General features: G+C 71.3%; 17 protein-coding genes. 12 read left to right on the forward strand and 5 right to left on the reverse strand.

What is annotated here, in order from left to right:
- The first annotated feature begins 131 nt into the window (after nucleotides 1–131).
- Together leuS and AB0N03_RS28425 are read left to right on the forward strand one after the other, a co-directional pair.
- Nucleotides 132–2,972 (forward strand): leucine--tRNA ligase, encoded by a 2,841-nt coding sequence (gene leuS, locus AB0N03_RS28420; protein WP_364377721.1) that lies wholly within the window; start codon nucleotides 132–134, stop codon nucleotides 2,970–2,972.
- Between the two features lie 90 nt (nucleotides 2,973–3,062).
- Complete coding sequence (locus AB0N03_RS28425) at nucleotides 3,063–3,800, forward strand: SDR family oxidoreductase (protein ID WP_364377723.1); 738 nt, start codon at nucleotides 3,063–3,065, stop codon at nucleotides 3,798–3,800.
- Here AB0N03_RS28425 and AB0N03_RS28430 read toward each other — a convergent pair.
- Nucleotides 3,797–4,534, reverse strand: a complete 738-nt coding sequence (locus AB0N03_RS28430; RefSeq protein WP_364377725.1) for a TetR/AcrR family transcriptional regulator — start codon at nucleotides 4,532–4,534, stop codon at nucleotides 3,797–3,799. The genes AB0N03_RS28425 and AB0N03_RS28430 overlap by 4 nt on opposite strands.
- A gap of 147 nt (nucleotides 4,535–4,681) precedes the next feature.
- Here AB0N03_RS28430 and AB0N03_RS28435 point away from each other — a divergent pair, with 147 nt between their 5' ends.
- The 8 genes from AB0N03_RS28435 to AB0N03_RS28470 all read left to right on the forward strand — a co-directional run bounded on the left by AB0N03_RS28435 (nucleotide 4,682) and on the right by AB0N03_RS28470 (nucleotide 12,812).
- Nucleotides 4,682–5,191, forward strand: a complete 510-nt coding sequence (locus AB0N03_RS28435) for a YbaB/EbfC family nucleoid-associated protein (RefSeq protein ID WP_364377727.1) — start codon at nucleotides 4,682–4,684, stop codon at nucleotides 5,189–5,191.
- 22 nt (nucleotides 5,192–5,213) lie between these two features.
- Nucleotides 5,214–5,552, forward strand: coding sequence for a hypothetical protein (locus AB0N03_RS28440; RefSeq protein ID WP_364377729.1), 339 nt, complete (start codon nucleotides 5,214–5,216; stop codon nucleotides 5,550–5,552).
- Entirely contained in the window at nucleotides 5,545–6,606 is a 1,062-nt protein-coding gene (locus AB0N03_RS28445) for a hypothetical protein (protein ID WP_364377731.1), read from the forward strand. The genes AB0N03_RS28440 and AB0N03_RS28445 overlap by 8 nt, the downstream gene beginning before the upstream one ends.
- A gap of 41 nt (nucleotides 6,607–6,647) precedes the next feature.
- Nucleotides 6,648–7,781: a DUF6346 domain-containing protein gene (locus AB0N03_RS28450; protein WP_364377733.1), complete on the forward strand. Its 1,134-nt coding sequence runs from the start codon at nucleotides 6,648–6,650 to the stop codon at nucleotides 7,779–7,781.
- 260 nt (nucleotides 7,782–8,041) lie between these two features.
- Entirely contained in the window at nucleotides 8,042–8,911 is an 870-nt protein-coding gene (locus AB0N03_RS28455; protein ID WP_364377735.1) for a ribokinase, read from the forward strand.
- Nucleotides 8,912–8,939: 28 nt separating this feature from the next.
- Nucleotides 8,940–9,680 carry a hypothetical protein gene (locus AB0N03_RS28460; RefSeq protein ID WP_364377737.1) on the forward strand — a complete coding sequence of 247 codons (741 nt, stop codon included), beginning with the start codon at nucleotides 8,940–8,942 and terminating at the stop codon, nucleotides 9,678–9,680.
- Nucleotides 9,670–11,301 carry a phosphoenolpyruvate--protein phosphotransferase gene (gene ptsP, locus AB0N03_RS28465; RefSeq protein ID WP_364377739.1) on the forward strand — a complete coding sequence of 544 codons (1,632 nt, stop codon included), beginning with the start codon at nucleotides 9,670–9,672 and terminating at the stop codon, nucleotides 11,299–11,301. Before AB0N03_RS28460 ends, ptsP begins: the two co-directional genes overlap by 11 nt.
- Nucleotides 11,302–11,411: 110 nt before the next feature.
- A complete protein-coding gene (locus AB0N03_RS28470) occupies nucleotides 11,412–12,812 on the forward strand; it encodes an MFS transporter (protein WP_364377741.1) in 1,401 nt (466 codons plus the stop codon).
- Between the two features lie 72 nt (nucleotides 12,813–12,884).
- Here the strand turns inward: AB0N03_RS28470 and AB0N03_RS28475 are convergent, their stop codons facing one another.
- Nucleotides 12,885–13,553: a DUF1707 domain-containing protein gene (locus tag AB0N03_RS28475; protein ID WP_364377743.1), complete on the reverse strand. Its 669-nt coding sequence runs from the start codon at nucleotides 13,551–13,553 to the stop codon at nucleotides 12,885–12,887.
- Nucleotides 13,554–13,649: 96 nt separating this feature from the next.
- Here AB0N03_RS28475 and AB0N03_RS28480 point away from each other — a divergent pair, with 96 nt between their 5' ends.
- A complete protein-coding gene (locus AB0N03_RS28480; protein WP_364377745.1) occupies nucleotides 13,650–14,684 on the forward strand; it encodes a hypothetical protein in 1,035 nt (344 codons plus the stop codon).
- Nucleotides 14,685–14,687: 3 nt separating this feature from the next.
- Here the strand turns inward: AB0N03_RS28480 and AB0N03_RS28485 are convergent, their stop codons facing one another.
- The 3 genes from AB0N03_RS28485 to AB0N03_RS28495 are packed head-to-tail and all read right to left on the reverse strand — an operon-like array spanning nucleotide 14,688 to nucleotide 17,715.
- On the reverse strand, nucleotides 14,688–15,344 hold the full coding sequence (locus AB0N03_RS28485) for a response regulator transcription factor (protein WP_364377747.1): 657 nt from the start codon (nucleotides 15,342–15,344) through the stop codon (nucleotides 14,688–14,690).
- Nucleotides 15,341–16,477, reverse strand: coding sequence for a DUF5931 domain-containing protein (locus AB0N03_RS28490; RefSeq protein ID WP_364377748.1), 1,137 nt, complete (start codon nucleotides 16,475–16,477; stop codon nucleotides 15,341–15,343). The genes AB0N03_RS28485 and AB0N03_RS28490 overlap by 4 nt, the downstream gene beginning before the upstream one ends.
- Nucleotides 16,474–17,715 (reverse strand): AI-2E family transporter, encoded by a 1,242-nt coding sequence (locus AB0N03_RS28495; RefSeq protein ID WP_364377750.1) that lies wholly within the window; start codon nucleotides 17,713–17,715, stop codon nucleotides 16,474–16,476. The genes AB0N03_RS28490 and AB0N03_RS28495 overlap by 4 nt, the downstream gene beginning before the upstream one ends.
- A 231-nt stretch (nucleotides 17,716–17,946) precedes the next feature.
- On the opposite strand from AB0N03_RS28495, the gene AB0N03_RS28500 reads away from it, so the two are divergent.
- Entirely contained in the window at nucleotides 17,947–18,870 is a 924-nt protein-coding gene (locus AB0N03_RS28500; RefSeq protein ID WP_364377752.1) for a hypothetical protein, read from the forward strand.
- Nucleotides 18,871–19,008 lie beyond the last annotated feature (138 nt).

Below are 19,008 nucleotides of genomic sequence, written 5' to 3' on the forward strand. Positions count from 1 at the left end.
GAACACGGCTCGGCTGCTCCTTAGCCTGCCGCGCTGACCGGGCCCGGCCCGGCCGGCGCGGCGACCCCTCATGCCCATGCGGCTGAGGGGTCGAGTTGTTTCTGGAGTAGTTCCCACGGAGGAAGACGGCGATGACCGAGACAACAGGGACCGACGTCCCGGCGCACCGGTACACGGCCGCGCTGGCGGGTCAGATCGAGCAGCGCTGGCAGGACCATTGGGCCGACCAGGGCACCTTCCACGCGCCCAACCCCGTCGGGCCGCTCTCGGTCGAGGGGCAGCCGGTGCCCAGCGACAAGCTGTTCGTCCAGGACATGTTCCCGTACCCGTCGGGCTCCGGCCTGCACGTCGGGCACCCGCTGGGCTTCATCAGCACCGACGTCTTCGCCCGGTACCACCGGATGATCGGGCGCAACGTGCTGCACACGATGGGTTTCGACGCGTTCGGCCTGCCGGCCGAGCAGTACGCCGTCCAGACCGGGCAGCACCCGCGGAAGACGACCGAGGAGAACATCCGGACCTACCTGCGCCAGATCCGGCGCCTGGGCCTGGGCCACGACGAACGCCGTCGCATCTCCACGATCGACCCCGAGTACTACCGCTGGACGCAGTGGATCTTCCTGCGGATCTTCAACTCCTGGTACGACACGGACGCGGGCAAGGCGCGGCCGATCGCCGAGCTGGAGGCCGCGTTCGCCGACGGCTCGCGTCCCACGCCGGACGGCCGTGACTGGGCGGCGCTGAGCGCGCCCGAGCGGAAGAAGGTGATCGACGACCACCGGCTGGTGTACATCTCCGAAGCGCCGGTCAACTGGTGCCCGGGCCTGGGCACGGTCCTGTCGAACGAAGAGGTCACCGCCGACGGCCGCAGCGAGCGCGGCAACTTCCCCGTTTTCCGCCGCAACCTGCGCCAGTGGATGATGCGGATCACCGCGTACGCCGATCGCCTGGTCGACGACCTGGACCTGCTGGACTGGCCCGAGAAGGTCAAGTCCATGCAGCGGAACTGGATCGGCCGCTCGCACGGCGCCCGCGTCACGTTCAAGGCCGGCGACGACGCGATCGAGGTCTTCACGACCCGGCCGGACACCCTGTTCGGCGCCACCTACATGGTGCTGGCGCCGGAACACCCGCTGGTCGACAAGCTGGTTGCCGAGACGTGGCCCGCGGACGTCGACCAGCGCTGGACCGGTGGTGCGGCGACGCCCGCGGACGCCATCAAGGAGTACCGCGTCGCCGCCTCCCGCAAGTCCGAGCTGGACCGGCAGGAGAACAAGGAGAAGTCCGGCGTCTTCACCGGCGCGTACGCGACGAACCCGGTCAACGACAAGCAGATCCCGATCTTCGTCGCCGACTACGTGCTGATGGGCTACGGCACCGGCGCGATCATGGCCGTCCCCGGCCAGGACGTCCGGGACTGGGAGTTCGCCGAGAAGTTCGGGCTGGACATCATCCGGACCGTGCAGCCCTCGGAAGGCTTCGACGGCAAGGCGTTCACCGGCGACGGCCCCGCGATCAACTCGAGCTTCCTGGACGGCATGGACGTCGCCGAGGCCAAGAAGACGATCATCGACTGGCTGGCCGAAAAGGGTGCCGGCACCGCCACGGTGCAGTTCAAGCTGCGTGACTGGCTGTTCTCGCGCCAGCGCTACTGGGGCGAGCCGTTCCCGGTGGTCTACGACGAGGACGGCGAAGTCCACGCCGTACCCGAGTCGATGCTGCCGATCGAGCTGCCCGAGGTCGCCGACTACTCGCCGGTGACGTTCGACCCGGAGGACCGCGACTCGATGCCGTCGTCCCCGCTGGCCCGCGCCACCGACTGGGTCGAGGTCGAGCTGGACCTGGGCGACGGCCCGAAGACCTACCGCCGCGACATCAACACGATGCCGAACTGGGCGGGTTCGTGCTGGTACCAGCTGCGCTACCTGGACCCGACGAACGCGGAGACGTTCTGCGCGCCCGAGAACGAGGCGTACTGGATGGGCCCGCGCGCGGCGGAGCACGGCGTGGACGACACCGGCGGCGTCGACCTGTACATCGGCGGCGTCGAGCACGCGGTGCTGCACCTGCTGTACTCGCGGTTCTGGCACAAGGTGCTGTTCGACCTGGGCCACGTGACGTCCAAGGAGCCGTACCGGAGGCTGTTCAACCAGGGCTACATCGAGGCGTACGCGTACACGGACGCGCGTGGCGTCTACGTCCCGGCCGAGCAGGTCGTGGAGCGTGACGGCAAGTACTTCTTCGACGACGAAGAGGTCAGCCAGGAGTACGGCAAGATGGGCAAGAGCCTGAAGAACGTCGTCACGCCGGACGAGATGGCCGAGAACTACGGCGCCGACACGTTCCGGTTCTACGAGATGGCGATGGGCCCGCTGGCCATGTCGCGGCCGTGGGCGACCAAGGACGTCGTGGGCGCGCACCGGTTCCTGCAGCGGCTGTGGCGCCTGGTCGTCGACGAGACGACCGGCGAGCTGCGAGTGTCCACTAAGGACGCTTCGGAAGCGGATCGCAAGGCGCTGCACCGGACCATCGCGGGCGTCCGCGAGGACTACGCGGAGATGCGGTTCAACACGGCCGGCGCGAAGCTGATCGAGCTGAACAACCACGTCACCAAGGTGTACGGCGCGGGCGCGTCGACGCCGCGCGAGCTGGCCGAGCCGCTGGTGCTGATGCTGGCGCCGCTGGCCCCGCACCTGGCGGAGGAGCTGTGGCACCGGCTGGGCCACGCGGATTCGCTGGTGCAGGGCCCGTTCCCGGTGGTGGACGAGAAGTACCTGGTCGAAGACTCGGTCGAGTACCCGATCCAGGTCAACGGCAAGGTCCGATCCCGCGTCACGGTGCCGGCGGACGCCGCTTCGGACGCGGTCCAAGCGGCCGCGCTGGCGGACGAGAAGGTGGCGGCGCTGGTCGGCGGCGGCACCCCGCGCAAGGTGATCGTGGTGCCCGGCAAGCTGGTCAACATCGTGTTGTAGCGCGCTGTCGGAAAGCCGCCGGTGCTTTTCCTGTGTTCTCGATTTGATTGAACGGTCAAGGAAGTTCGTTCGATCGAAGGAGAACCGGGGATGACCCTCGACGGCAAGGTGGCGCTGGTGACGGGCGGCAGCCGCGGCATCGGCGCGGCCACGGCACTGCGGCTCGCCGAGGACGGCGCGGACGTCGCGCTGACGTACCAGCACAACGCCGCGCGGGCGGCCGAGGTGGTCGACAAGATCAAGAACCTCGGCCGTCGCGCGCTGGCGATCCAGGCGGACTCGGCGGACGCGGCCGCGGTGTCGGCGGCCGTCTCGGCGACCGTCGCCGAGTTCGGCCGGCTGGACGTGCTGGTGAACAACGCGGGCGTCGGCTTCGTCGGCGCGTTGGCGGAGACGTCTCTGGAAGACGTCGACCGCGTGCTGGCGGTGAACGTCCGCGGCGTGTTCGCGGCGACCCAGGCCGCGGCCGGCGTCTTGGGCGACGGCGGCCGCGTGATCACGATCGGCAGCTGCGTCACGGACCGCGTGCCCGGCCCGGGCATGGCGCTGTACGCGACGAGCAAGGCGGCGATGGTCGGCCTGACCAAGGCGCTGGCGCGCGAGCTCGGCCCGCGCGGCATCACGGTCAACCTCGTTCACCCGGGTCCGACGGACACGGACATGAACCCGGCCGACGGCCCGTACGCGGCGGACCAGCGGGCGTTGACGGCGTCCGACCGCTACGGCCTGCCTTCGGAGGTCGCCTCGGCGGTGTCCTACCTCGCCGCGCCGGGCAGCGCGTACGTCACGGCCGCGACCCTGTCGGTGGACGGCGGCCACGCGGCCTAGCCGGAGTAGAGCCCGATCTCCCGGGCGAGGTCGATGAGCATCGCCTCGAACAGGACGTCCGGCTTGGACATGGGGATCGGGTAGTTGCCGAAGACCTCGAGCGTGACGTGCCCGTAGAGCCGGGCCCAGAACTGGATCATCAGGTACGTCACGCCGAGGTCGATCTTCTCCACCGGTACGGCCCGGTCGGACTCGGCGAGCACGGTGACCAGCGATTCCTGGAACGTCTGGAGGTCGTCGCGCAGCTCGTCGGGCACCCCGCTGGCCGACGGGAGCACGATGTCGGTCCGCGCGAGCACCCGCCCGGCGGCGGCCAGGAAGATGCGCCCGAAGGGCTCGTCGACCCGGCTCAGCGCGGACCCGGCGGCGGACCCGACACCCCCGGTCGGCGACGCGAAGACCAGCGTGAATTCCTTCGTGTGGGTGAGCGCCCACCGCCGGAAGCCCTTGCAGATGGCGAAGAGCTGCATGATCCCGTCGTCCGGCAGCTCGGCGATGTCCTCCGCGAGCTCGTCGGCCAGATCGGCGCAGACGTCCAGCCGCAGGTTCTCGACGAGGTCATCGCGGGATTCGTAGTACCGGTAGAGCGCGGGCGCGGTGATCCCCAGCTCCCGCGCGATGGCGCGCAGGGTGACCGCCTCCGGCCCCTGCTCGACGAGCAGTTTCCGGGCGGTCCGCCGGATGTCCTGTTCGGTAGCCGCACGCGCGCGACCCCTTCGCGTGGGGTGGCTCATCCGAACAGTCTAGGTGCTTACTACGACGAGTCTTGCATTAACGACCCCGAGGGTCTTCGTCACAAAGAGCTGAACCCCCCACGACTGTCGGTGCCATGTGCCACACTCGGTCGCCGTACGGCTACTGACGTGAACGGGGAGGTTCGCGTGACGAACCCTGAGCAACTCTTCTCGAGCTTCGAGGCCAAGATGGCCGAAGCTCAGCGGAAGGCCGACCTGATGCGGGCCGAGATGGCGACCGTCTCGGTGGCCGAGCGCAGCAAAGACGGCCAGATCGCGGTCGAGGTCAACCACCTCGGCAACCTCGTCGGCCTCGAGATCGGGCACGCGGTCCGCGACAAGTCCGACCTGGCCGGTGAGGTCCTCCGGACCGTCCAGGCCGCGCAGAGCAGGCTCGCCGCCGCGGTCGAAGCCGGAGTTCCCTCGATCGCGGGGACCGAGACGATGACCGAGCTGGTCGGCCGGCTGCAGCGCGAATATCCCGAGCCCCGGCCACAAGGATTCGTCGAGGGTGGCTTCGAAGCCCGCAACGACGGCGCACGCTTCGTCGCCGAGGAAGAACCGCCGAAGCCGGCTGTCCCGAAGCCGCCTCGCCGGCCGCAGGCGGACGAGGGCACGGATGACGACTACTTCGGCGACAGCGACTACCTGCGCTGAGCCGGCGGACCGGGGAGGAAAGATGGCCGGACAGACCGGGCCCGGGTTCGACGAGAACCCGGACGCGATAGACGAGCACGCCAAGCAGCTGGAAGAGACGTTCGGGGTGCTGAAGGAAGCCGCCGAGCTGAGCAACAACGACCCCATCGGCTCGGAGGCCTTCGGCCTGATCGGCCGGCTCTGCTTGCTCGACCTCTGGTGCGACAACGTCGCCGGACAGAGCCGGGAGACGTTGGATTCGGCGGTCAAGGGCGCCGAGTACCACGTGCAGGCGGTAGCGGCCTGGGCAAAGGCGCGCCGAGTGGATGAGGCGTCCGCGTCGGCGCTGGTGAACCGCGCCTCGGAGGTTCGAGGTGGCTGACGGTTCCATGCTCGACGAGGCGAAGAAAGAGACCGACGCCGAGAAGTACGTGGTCGACAGCGCTCTCGAGGGCGCGGGCGGACTCCAGGACCTGGTCGGTGGGGCGGAAAAGCTTCTCCACGGTGATTGGACCGAAGGGCTTTTCTCGCTCGCGAACGCGGGGTTCGGCGCCAAGGACCTCCTCAAGGATCCGTTCGAAACCCTGCTCAGCTGGGGCTTCGGCTGGCTGATCGAGCACATCGACTTCCTCAAAGAGCCGTTGGACTGGGTCACCGGCGACCAGGACGCTCTCGATCTCGAGGGCAAGAAGTGGGAGACGATCGGCAAGCGCGTCCAGGAGACCGCCGAGAAGCTCACCGAAGAGGTCCGGAAGAACTGCCTCGACTGGAAGGGCAAGGTCGCGGACCAGTACCGCGTCTACGTGCAGCAGCAGCTGGACGCGTACGCGGCTTTGTCCGACGCGGCGACCAAAGTCGCGACGGTCATCGGAATCTGCAAGACGATCCTCGACGTCGTCCGGACCCTCATTCGCGATCTCATCACCGATACCCTCGCCAAGATCGTCAAGATCCTGATGCGCTACCCGCCGCCGGCGTACCCGGCCGGGCTGGCCGCGGAGGGAATCCCCTTCGCCGTCCAGCAAGGCGGCAAGATGGTCGAGGAATGCGGCAGGCTGGCGAGGGCCTTCGCGAAAGCGAGGGACTTCCTGCGGTCGATCTGCAGTGTCCTGGAACCCATCGCGCAGCGGGTGGTGAGCCGCCTGGGCCACCTGCCGGAGGCGGCCGCGCAAGCGGCGGGCGAGATGTTCAAGGGCTTCGCGAAGGGCGCCGGCCAAGAAGCGTTCATGAAGTTCTTCGAGCAGATGACGACCGGTCCCGGTCAGTCCGCGGGAGAACAGCAGCACGACCGGGACGAAACGTCGATCGTCCCGGAGGACCACTCGACGAACTACCCGGTCGACAAGGTGCCGAGGTCCGGCCCGGTGACCGCGGACGACGGGCAACCGTTCTCCGGACAGCCTGGCACCCAGCGGATTTCCGGTTCGATCGAGTGACCCCGGCGAAAACCCGGTCAGCCGGTTACGAGTCCGTTCCCGTGGTTCGCCGCCCGCGATGGAAGAAGATCGCCGGGCAGTCACTGGTCGTCCTGGTGGTGGTCCTCGGGCTGTGGAGCGTGACGGCTCGCGGAATGGTCCAGTACGGACCCGACCGGCCGAGCACGGCGGACGGCGTCGCGCGGGTGACGTCGTGCGATCGGATCGGTCCGATCAGCCGAGGCGGTCTCGGCTTCTACTGGTTTTGCACGGCGGATGTGACGACCGAAGACGGTCGAACCCGTTCAGCGCGGTTCGAGCTGAACGAGCTCACGCCGGCCGACATCGGCGAGCCGGTGCCGGTCGAGGGATCGAGGGAGTTCCGGCGCGCCGCCGACAAACTGCTGGTGTGGTGGTCGATCGCGCCGGGGATCACCTTCTTCCTCGGCCTCGCCGCCTGGTCCGAGGTACACCGGCGCCGGCGGCTGCGCCACCGCGTCACGCCGTGGCAGGCGAGCGTCAGGCTGGCGTCGCCGAGCTGCGTGCTGGCTGCCGGGGCCGGGTCGGGCACCGGGCACGGGAGCCGGAAGATCGCGCCGACCGAATGGTCGGCTCAGCGGTACTGGCGGCTGGCCGGGTCGATCATGGTGCCGGGGGCGGTCTTCGCCATCGCCGGATCGCTCATCGGCTCCGGTGACGCGCTGAAGATCCTGACCACGCTCGGCTTGATGTGCCTCGCGGCCCCGATCTGGCTCATGACCTTCACCCCGCGCTGGTACCGGACGAGCGAGTACGCGACGGCGGTGACGATCTCGGCCGACGGGATCGGCTGGTACCGCCGGGGCCAGACCACGTTCATGCTCGACTGGGCGGAAGTCGCCGAAGTCAGGCTGACCACGATCGACCACGACGGCCTCGTTCTGCGCGTGATCGACCTGTTCCTCACCGAGGCGGCGGTCGGGCGGCGCGCCGAGCTGCGAGGCCTGTGGCAGCTCGGTGCCGAGCTGGGGAGCCACCGGCTACCGGGCGAGAAGGGGGCGTATCGGCTGCCGGAGGCGTTCACCGATGCCGCCGCCCGGCAGGTGCGGGAGGCGGTGGCGGTCTACCGCCCGGAGCGGTACCGCGAGTTCACCGCCGAAATCGAGGCGGTCGGTGGCGGGGCGCCGCCGACGCCGATCACTCGGGGGGCTACGTGATCGGCGCCGGCGACCTGATGCCCTGTCCGGCTCTCGCCGGTCGGGACAACGTCACCACGTCTTCGCGTGATGACGCACCTGGAGAGCGGGACCGGTCCGCATAGTGACGGCCGGGGGTAAGACATCCCCCGATCGAGTGACGGGCATCCGCTGCTCGCATGATTGTCGCACTCAACGCCGGATAAGTTACAAAAACCTTCACTTTCCCCCACCGCACCCTTCCCGACCTGGTCGGACGGCTTTAGTGGCACAGTGCGGGGATGAACTCCGACGTCCTCGTTGTGGGATCCGCCAATGCCGACCTCGTCGTCGCGGTGGACCGGCGGCCGGCAGGGGGCGAGACGGTGCTGGGCGGCGACACCGTGCTTTCGCCGGGCGGCAAGGGAGCCAACACGGCGGTCGCGGCGGGCCGGCTCGGGGCGGACGTCGCGCTCCTCGGCGCCGTCGGGGACGATCCCTACGGCCGGCTGCTGCTCGACTCGCTGCGTGCCGCCGGTGTCGACACCGGACTGGTCCGGACCAGTGATCGGCCGACCGGCATCGCCTACATCACCGTCACCCCGGACGGCGAGAACGCCATCCTCGTCTCCCCCGGCGCCAACTCGAGCCTCGAGCCCACCGATGTCGACGCCGTCTTCGACGGGGTGGAGATCATGGTCGCCTCGCTCGAGGTGCCGCTGCCGACCGTCGAGCACGCCGTCGCGCGGGCCGCCGAAAAGGGCGTCAAGGTGCTGCTGAACCTTTCGCCGGCGGCGAAGCTCTCTCCGGGGACGCTGGCCAAGCTCGACGTCCTCCTCGTCAACGAGCACGAAGCCGCCTGGCTCACCGGGCCCGGCGTCGACTTCCGGAAGCTGCTGGACCTCGGGCCGCGAGCCGCCGTCGTCACGCTCGGCGCGGCGGGTGCGGTCGTCGTGGAGAAGGACAGCACGACGAACGTGGGGGCGCCGGAGGTCGAAGCCGTCGACACCACCGGCGCCGGGGACGCCTTCGCGGGTGCGCTCGCCGCGGCTCTCGCCGATGGCGCCGACCTCGCCTCCGCGGCGAAGCGTGCGGTGCGCGTCGCGGCCTTCAGCGTGACGCGGCACGGCGCGCAGCCGTCCTATCCCACCGCCGCCGACCTGGGGGAATGATCATCGCGAGGCGCGTGTTGCACCTCACATGGGCGACTCGTTCGGTTCGGCCTGGTGGCGCGGCTACGCCGCTCAGCTGAGGGCGATAGCGGAGGCACGCCGGCCCGACCACCTCGCGATCATGCCGCTCGGCGAAACCTTGAAGGCGCTCGGCAAGCAGACCGAGGTCGACGAAGGCGTCTACGACGTCCCGCTGGCGGGCATCGTCGGCACGGTCGCCCGCGCCGGCGACTTCGACCGCGAGTTCCGCCCGCGCAACCGGGCGCTGCGCGATCGCTGGGACCGCTTGACGCGGACGTCGGCCGACCTCCCGCCGGTGCGGCTCGTGCGCCTGTCCGACATGTTCTTCGTCGACGACGGCCACCACCGCGTCGCCATCGCGCGCGCCCGCGGCGCCACGACCATCCGGGCCCGGGTTCGCTGGATCAGCACCGTCGCCTGCGCGCTGCGCTGCCTGACGCTCGCGGACCTGCCGTCGAAGACCGCCGAGCGGATGTTCCTCGAGCGCGTCCCGCTGCCGGACGACGTCCGGCTCGGGCTGTGGCTCGACGATCCGGCCGACTGGTTCCGGCTCGCCGACTCGGCCGAGGCCTGGGGTTTCCGCCGTATGCTGGCCGGGCGGCCGGTGCGCAGCCGCGGCGAACTGGCCGAAGCCTGGTGGCACGAGGAGGTCCGGCCGGTGCTCGAACAGGTGCGTCAGCGGGGCTTGCGCCCGCCACCACGAGATATCCAGACGTATCTGAGCTATGGTCTAGACCATGTCGTCTGAGCTTCTGTCCGGGGTCGCCGTCAGCCCCGGCCGCGCGAGTGGTCCCGTCGTCCGTGTCGCGGAGCCGCTCGGCGAGCCCGCCGCCACCCCCGCCCCGGCCGATCCGGCCGCCGAAGCCGCCCGGATCACGCCGGCGGCCGCGATCGTCGCCGGCCGGCTCGAGAAGCAGGCCGAGACCGCCACCGGCGAGGCCGCGACGATCCTCATCACCACGGCCGCCATGGCGGCCGACCCGGCGCTCGCCTCCCAGGCCGAGCAGCTGGTCAAGACGCAGGGACTGCCCGCCGCGCGAGCCGTCCACCAGGCCGCCGAAGGCTTCGCCGAAGCGCTGGCCGCCGCGGGCGGGTACATGGCCGAGCGCGTCCGCGACGTCCGCGACGTGCGCGATCGGCTGGTCGCCGAGCTGCTCGGCATCGCACCGCCGGGCGTGCCCGAGCTGGCGTCGCCGAGCGTGCTGGTCGCGCGCGACCTCGCCCCGGCCGACACCGCGGGCCTCGACCCGGCGAAGGTGCTCGCCCTGGTCACCGAAGAGGGCGGCCCGACGAGCCACACCGCGATCCTGGCGCGGGCACTGGGCATCCCGGCCGTCGTCGCGGTGCGGGGCTTGCTGGGCTTGGCCGCGCAAGCGCTTGCGGTCGACGGCGACGCGGGCACGGTCGAGGTCGTGGACCCGTCGGCGCCGGTCGTCGCGGCGACGGTGGCGCAGCTGGCCGACTGGAACGGCACGGGCGCGACGTCCGACGGCCACCGCGTGAAGGTCTACGGCAACGTCGGCTCCCCGGCGGACGCGCGGGCCGCGGCCGACGCGGGCGCCGAGGGTGTCGGCCTGTTCCGCACCGAGTTCTGCTACCTGGACGCCTCGGAGGAGCCGTCGGTGGCCGAGCAGCGCGCGGCGTACACGGCGGTGCTCTCGCCGTTCCGCGGCAAGCCGGTGATCGTGCGGACCCTGGACGCGGGCGCCGACAAGCCGCTGGCGTTCCTTTCGCCGGAGGCCGAGCCGAACCCGGCGCTCGGCGTCCGCGGGCTGCGCGTGGCGTTCGACCGCCCCGAGGTTCTGGACCGCCAGCTCGAGGCGATCGCCGGCGCGGCGGAGGACTCCGGCGCCGAGGTTTCGGTGATGGCCCCGATGGTCGCGACGGTCGAGGAAGCCGCCTGGTTCGCCGAGCGCGTCCGCGCGGCGGGCATCGCCCGGGCGGGCGTGATGATCGAGATCCCGGCGGCGGCGCTGAGCGCCCGCGAAATCCTCGAAGCCGTGGACTTCGTGTCGGTGGGCACGAACGACCTCGCCCAGTACACGTTCGCGGCGGACCGCCAGCTCGGCGCGGTGGCGAAGCTCAACGACCCGTGGCAGCCGGGCCTGCTGCGCCTGCTGAAGCTGATCGGCGACGCGGCGAAGGCCACGGGCAAGCCGGCCGGCGTCTGCGGTGAAGCGGCGGCGGACCCGCGGCTGGCGCTGGTCCTGGCGGGTCTGGGCCTGACGAGCCTGTCGATGAACGCCCCGGCGATCCGCGCGGTGGGCGCGAGCCTGGCCTCGGCGGCGCTCGCGGAGTGCGAGACGCTGGCGGCGGCGGCGTTGGCCACGTCGGACCCGGCGGCGGCGCGGGCGGCAGCTCGCCCCTGACAACTGGGCCTGCACGGTCTTCTCGGCGAAAAGAACGGCCGGGCTGTCGATTCCGGCGTACCCCGCTCGACGAAGTGGTGAAAGCACCACCGAGCCGAGAGGGAGCAGCCATGACCATCACCGCCGAAGCGCCGGCCGGAGCCGCGGCCGGAACCGCGCGGGCCGGGCGTCGGGAGTGGATCGGCCTGGCCGTGCTGGCCCTGCCCACCCTGCTCGTCTCGCTCGACGTCTTCGTCCTCGTCCTCGCGCTGCCGAAGCTCGCCACCAGCCTGCACGCCGACGGCACCGAACAGCTCTGGATCATGGACACCTACGGCTTCATGGTCGCCGGCTTCATGGTCACCATGGGGACGCTCGGCGACCGGATCGGACGGCGGAAGCTGCTGCTCATCGGGGCCGCCGCATTCGGTGTCGCCTCGGTGGGAGCCGCCTTCGCCACGACGCCCGGCATGCTCATCGCCGCGCGGGCCGTGCTCGGGATCGCCGGGGCGACGCTCGCGCCGTCGACCCTTTCCCTCATCGGGACCCTCTTCAAGAACCCGCAGCAACGAGCCCAGGCCATCGGGATCTGGGCCGGCTGCTTCACCGTCGGCGCCATCATCGGCCCGATGGTCGGCGGCGTCCTGCTCGAGCACTTCTGGTGGGGCTCGGTCTTCCTCCTCGGCGTGCCCGCCATGGTCCTGCTGCTCGTCATCGGCCCGAAGCTGCTGCCCGAATACCGCGACGAGCAGGCCGGCCGGCTCGACTTGCCCAGCGTCGCCCTCTCGCTCGCCGCGATCCTCCCCGCCGTCTACGGCGTCAAGGAACTGGCTCGCGACGGCGTCCACCCCGTTCCCCTGGCCGCGCTGATCGCCGGCCTGGCTGTCGGGTACGTCTTCGTGAAGCGGCAGCGCACCCTGCAAGACCCTCTGGTCGACTTCAGTCTCTTCGCCGCGAAGGCCTTCCGCACCACGCTCGGCGGGATGCTGCTGTTCAGCATGCTCGGCGGCACGACGATGCTGTTCGTCGCGCAGTTCCTCCAGGTCGCGCAGCACCTTTCGCCGGTCGGGGCCGCTCTGGGCCTGCTGCCCGGGATGGCCGCCTCCACCGTCAGCTTCCTCGCCGCGCCCGCCCTCGCGCGCCGGGTGAAGCCGAACGTCCTGATCGCCGGTGGTGTTGCCCTCGCCGCGGCCGGCATGGCGATCCTCGCCCTCGTCGACCCCGCCGCCGGGCCCGCGTGGCCCGCGCTCGGGTTCGCCGTGACGTCGGTGGGGGTCGGTCCGATGGTCGCGCTCGGCACCGATCTGGTCGTCGGCTCGGTCCCGCAGCGCAAGGCCGGTGCCGCCGCGTCGCTGGCCCAGACCGTCAACGAGTTCGGCTACGCCCTCGGCATCGCCACCGTCGGGACCCTGGGCAACGCCGTCGTCCGCACCCACGGTCTCGCCGGCGGGCTGCACGTCGTCGCCGGGCTCGCGGCCGTTGCGTTCGCCATCCTCGTCGGCTTCGTCGCGAGGAATCTGCGAAGCGCCTGACAAAGGCGAAGGCCTCCCCACCCGATGCCTGGGTGGGGAGGCCTTCTTGACGCCGGGGGCAGAGGGCCCCGGCTAGCCGAACAACCCGCGCCGCGGGTGCCGGATGACCAGCGAACCGCCGTGGACCCGGCCGCTCAGCACGAAGCGCGGGTTCCCCAGGTGCCCGTTGCTGCGCGTCTTGTCCTCCAGCGAGCCGAACTTGACGTCGGTGATCGAGTTGACGTCGACCGCCGCGTGCTCCGGGATGATCACCTCGACCGAACCCCACTTGGCGTCCAGTTCGATGTGCACCACCGGCGACTGCACCTGGGCCTCGGTGAAGTCGAGCTTCGTCGAGCCGTACTTGTTCCGCACGACCATCTCGGGCGGCACCACCCACGGCCCGCTGCGGACCAGCGACGAGTACTTCGCGTTGAGTTCGAAACGCCGTCCGGGCGAGTAACCGCCGTAGCCCACCGGCGGAGCAGCCGCGTACGACGGCGCGGCGGCGACCGCGGCCGCCGGGTGGTAAAGCCCGGCGAGGTCGGCCAGCACGGCGTTCAGCTCGCCGCGGGTCCGGGACGCCAGCGCGCGGTCGGTGCGCTCGGTGAACTCGTCGAGGTCGATCATCCCCCGCCCGATCGCCTTCTGCAGTACCCCGACGACGTGCTCGCGCTCGTCGTCGGACACCCGAAGATCGCGCTCGCCCAACGGCTTGGTCTCGGTCAGCGGTTCCGCCGCCGCGGTCTCTTCCTCACCCATGCCCACGATGGTAGAACCGGATTCCACCAGGGAGATCGGGGGAAAACCCTGAACGGACCCGTATTCCGCGGCGCCGCCGTCTGCGCGGCCCTGGTCGTGCTGTCCGCGTGCACGGGCGAAACGCCGTCACCGCCGCCGGGCCCGAGCGCCACGACCACGGCGCCGGCCGCCCCGCCGACCCTGCCCGAGGGCCTGGCCGGGTCCCCGACGACCGGCGGCATCGGCATCACCGCCCTCGTCCCCACCACCGGTCCCGCCCTGTTCGACGCGGACCGCGGACCCGTCGCCACGCCGCCCGGCTATCCCGGCGGTGACCTGGGGCTGAGCGTGGTCCGGGTCGGGACGCACGCGGTCCTGACGGCCTACCCGTCCGGCACCGGCAGCGACGACCCGTTCGAAATCCTCGTCTACACCGGCCCCGCGAGCCCGCCGCGTTCCCTCGGCCGCGCCTGGTCGGTGGCGCCGGCCGTCGACGGCGAAAGCGTGTGGGTCATCCGGCAGGACACGCCCGACGCCTGCCGGCTGCAGCGCGTCTCGCTCTCCGGCGGCGAGTTCTCCCACGGCCAGTCCGCCAGCTGCCACACTCAGGTCCGGGCCGGGACCCCGCACGGCCTGCTGATCACCATCAACTCCGGCGCCGCCGAGTCGACGGACGCGCTGATCGACCCGGAGACCGGCCGCACGGTCCAGCAGGCGCCGCGCATCCTCGGCGTCGCCGGCGACCGGATGCTCCTCGACGGCCTCACCGAGTTCACCCTCGTCGACCTGCGGGACAACAGCCGCCGGCAGCTCAGCCGGCCGGTCGTCGCGAGGACACCCACCGTCGTGCCCTCGCGCGACGGCGGCATCTGGGCCGTCGACTTCGCGAACCCCGCCTACCGCGGCACCAGCACGCAGACCCGCGACCTCTGGCTGCTGCGCCTGGACGGGCCGGACTGGGAACACGTCGCCGCGATGCCGTTCATCACCGAGCACCTCAAACGCGGTGGCGGCTTCGACTGGTCGGACTCCGGTGACCTCGTGCTCGCCGACGGCGTGCTCGCCGCCTGGCACCCGGGCGAGCCGGCGTGGCGGATGGGCAAGGCGGCGCTGCCGACGAGCACCTGGTCCGGCTTCGCGGTGCTGCCCTGAGGGCTACTCCTCGTCGAGGCCGTGCTCGATCGCGTACCGGGCCAGCTCGACGCGGTTGTGCAGCTGCAGCTTCCGCAGCGTCGACTGCACGTGGTTCTCCACCGTGCGGTGCGACAGCACGAGCCGCTCGGCGATCTGCCGCGCGGTCAGCCCCTTCGCGACCAGGCGCAGGACGTCGGTCTCGCGCTCGGTCAAGCGGGGCGGCTCGGCGCCTTCGGCCGGCGCGTCGGCCATCCGCCGGTACTCGCCGAGCACCAGCCCGGCCAGTCCCGCGGTGAACACGGGGTCGCCGGCCGCGGTCCGGTGCACCGCGTCCACCAGCTCCGCCGCGGACGCCGACTTGACCAGGTAGCCGGACGCGCCGGCCTTCACCGCCTCCAAGACGTCCTGGTGCTCGCCGCTCGCGGACAGCACCAGCACCTTCGTCGACGGCAGCGCGGAGGTGATCTCGCGGGTGGCGGCCACGCCCGAGGTGGTGCCGAGGTTGAGGTCCATCAACACGACGTCCGGTCGCACGGTCCGCGCGATCCGCAGCGCGGCGTCGGCGTCGGGGGCGGTCGCTCGCACGTCGAAGCCGTGCTCGGTCAGGTCGCGGGCCACCCCGTCGCGCCAGATCGGGTGGTCGTCGACCACCATCACCGAGATCCGCTCGTCGCTCACTTCGCACCCCTCGTGCTCGGCACCTTGACCTCCCACTCGGTGCCCCGGCCGGGCCCGGTGTCGAGGGTCGCGCTCCCGCCGAGGTCGCGCACCCTCCCCCGGATGGATTCCACCACACCGAGGTGCCCGTCCGCGGCCGCTCGCTCGAGAACTCCGTCCGGAATGCCCGGTCCGTCGTCGCGGATGCTCACCACCACCTCGGTGCCGAGGTCCTCCAGCAGCACCCACGCCTGTGCGCCGGGGCCCGCGTGCTTCTCCACGTTCGAGAGCGCTTCGCGGGTTATGGCGACCAGCTCGCCGGTGACGTGGGCGGGCAGCTCGACGTCGTCCGCCGGCGCCGAGACCTGCACCGACGACGTGGCGAGCAGCTGCAGTGCGGCGCGCAGGCTCGCCGTGCCGCTGTCGTTCGGCCTCAGCGGTTCGGTCGTCACCAGCGACCGCAGCGCGATCTCCTGTTCGCCGGCCAGCTTCGCCAGCTCAGCGGCTTCGCCGCCGACCTCGTTGCCGCGCTTGCGGACCCGGGCCAGCACCTGCAGCACGCTGTCGTGGATCGACCGGGCCAGCCGCTCCCGCTCGGCCGTCGCCGCTTCCTTGCGCAGCGCCTGCTCCAGCCGCGCCGCGGAGCGCCGGCCCATCGTCGCGGCCATGCCGACCAGCAGCCCGGCGGCGGCCAGCAGGACGCCGTCGCGGGCGACGTCGAGGTCGAACTTCTCCCGCGCCAGCCCGGTCGCCACGCCGAGGACCAGCCCGGCCAGCACGCCGCCGCTCGCGCCGAAGCGCGCGCCGGCGGCGACCGCGGGCACGGCCGCCCACACCGTCGTGATGAGCGGGACGTTCGAGGCGAACTGCGCGTCGCTGAGCACCCACGGCGAGGTCAGCAGCAGCGCGGTGGTGAGCACGAGGTCGAAGACGACCAGCACTGGCGGCCGCGTCCGCTCGCGCAGGTAGAAGAAGCTGCTGACGACCGACCACGCGGCCATCACGCCGAGGATCGTCCAGGCCAGCCACTCGCGCTGGTAGTGCCCGCTTTGGATGATCACGGTGCCGCAGGCGAACGCCCAGGTGAGCACGCGGAACGCGAGCACGCCACGCCACATGGGCGTGATCGGGTCCGGTGACCGCCGGACGGTCACGGCCGGTCGGTGCGCTTCGGCGGCTCGGCCGTCGACGACTCGGCTTCGGCCTCGCCGACCGTCGCGATTTCGGCCGTCGACGACCCGGGGTTGGCGTCGTTCGGCTGCGCGGCCTGGTCCTTCAGGACGTTCACCTCGGCCGGGTCCGGGTTGGTTTCGTGCAGCAGCGACCGGACGCCGGCGTTCAGCACGGCCAGCAGCGGCACGGCCAGCAGCGCGCCGGCGATCCCGCCCGCGACCAGGCCGGCGGTGATGGCCAGGACCACGGCCAGCGGATGCAGCTTCACCGCCCGCCCGAGCAGCAGCGGCTGCAGGATGTGGCTCTCCAGCTGCATCACGCCGATCACGATGGCCAGCACGATGACGGCACCGATGAACCCGTTCGTCACCAGGGCGATCAGCACCGCGACCCCGCCGGCGATGACCGCGCCGATGATGGGGATGAACGCGCCGATGAAGACCAGCGTCGCCAGCGGGATCACCAGCGGCACGCCCACGATCCACAGGCCCACGCCGATGCCGACCGCGTCGACCACGGCGACCGCGGCCGTCGCCCGCACGTAGCTGACGAGCGACGCGAACCCGCGGCGCCCGGCGACGTCGACGCGGTTGCGGACCCGGCCGGGCACGGCGCGGACGAGGAACGTCCAGATGCCCTCGCCGCCGCTGAGGAAGAAGATCGTGATGAACAGCGTCAGCAGGAAGCCGGTGAGGATCTCGCCGACGGTGCTCGCCGTCGTCAGCGCGGTCGTCGTGATGGACGCCTGGTTGTTCTGGATGAACCCGATCGCCTGGTTGATGAAGTCCTGGATCTGCTCCTGGCGCAGGTGCGGCGGCCCGTTGAGCAGCCACTCCTTGATCTGGTTGAGGCTGTCGTTGAGCTGCTTCTGCAGCTGGGGCAGGCCGGAGGAGAACTGCGTGATGACGAACGTCAGCAGCCCGCCCAGCACCGCCAGCCCGGCGACCAGCACGATCGCCGTCGCCAGCCCGCGCGGGAACTTCACCGCCACCAGCTTCTGCACCGCCGGCGCGAGCAGCGCGGACAGCAGCAGGGCGATGGACAGCGGGATGATGACGACGGACAGGTAGCCGATCACCCAGACCACGGCGTACAGCGCGGCCACGATCACGATGAACCGCCACGCGAGCGCCGCGCTGATGCGCAGGCCCCGGGGGATCACTCCGGTGATGTTCTCGTGCTCCGGCAGGAACGGGTCTTCGCGTCGCGCGTGGCTCACTGACACACCGTACTGGCTGAACCACCCGATTCGGCCGCTTTCCCGCGGCCGCGTCCGCCACCGATCGCTGCCAGGCGTGATCACCCGCCGTCAGACCGGGCAACACAGTGTGTCGTTCACACGATGGGGGCATCAAGTCGTGTCGAAGGTGCGCGGCGCGTCCCGGGTTTGGTTAGGTCGCTTCCGCAACGGCTTGTGGCCGATCGATCCCCCGGTACGAGGAGAGCACGAGTGGCGGACACCGCGACGAACGAGGGGCAGGGCGTCAAGCACGCCGGCCGTCTCGTGTCGCGTGCGCTGTTCGTGCTCGGCGGGGCCGTCGCCGGCACCGCCGCCGCGTGGCTCGTCTCCGGTGCCGCCGCTTCCGCGGACACCGTCGAGGTGGGCCCCTCTTCCGTCACGCCGGTGACCGCCGCGACCGCCGGGGACCTCGGCGACGTGAACCACGGTGTCTCGGGCATCCCGGGCAACGTCGCGGACTCCCACCAGGCCGCCACGTCGTGGAGCCGGCCGAGGGTCTTCCAGCACGAGGTTTCCGAGCGCGTCAGCGACTCGGCCGCGGACCTGAGCCAGGACGCCGTCGTCAGCCCGGTGCGGCGCACCCTCGGCGCGGTCGAGCACATCGCCCGCAAGCCGGAGGACACCCGCCAGGTCATCGAGGAGACCGTCGCCCCCGAGCCGGCCGCCAAGAACTTCGGCCACCAGGTGTGGCAGCTGCTCGACCCGGCCGGCCGCGGCGCCGTGGTCCCGCTCCCGGGTCTCACCCCGGCCGGGCAGGAGCCGGTGACCACGCCGGCCGGCCAGGCCACGGACCCGGTCGCCGTCTCGACCGTCCAGCTCCCCGCCGCACTGCGAGCCGCGCTCGCGATGCCGACGGGTGTCCAGCACGACGGCACGGGTGCCGCGGGCAAGTCCCGCGACGGGCACCGCGATCTGCCGTCGCCGCTGGTCCCGGTGCAGCTTCCGGCCGCACCGTTCGTTCCCACCGCCCCGGGTGGCAGCTCTGCCCCCGGTGGTCACCTCGACGGCTTGAACTTCGGCGTCCCCTCGTGGGTCTCCGCTGCCGTCAACGACGCCGCCGCCAGCGCTTACCGCGGTGGCCTGCGGAACACGTCGCGCACCCCGGGCGAGCAGCCCGGCGTCACTCCCGACTGAACACCTCCCTTCCACGGGTAGCCGACGCGCCCAAGTCCGTCTTCATCTGACGGCGCCCGCGTCCGCGAAGTACCCGTGACACGGCGGTGCGCTTTCTCGCGCCCGCAAGAAGTTCCTTCCCCCTCGGTGCGGCTCGGA

Origin of the sequence: Amycolatopsis sp. NPDC051061 (assembly GCF_040682935.1) — a bacterium.
Classification (GTDB): Bacteria; Actinomycetota; Actinomycetes; order Mycobacteriales; family Pseudonocardiaceae; genus Amycolatopsis.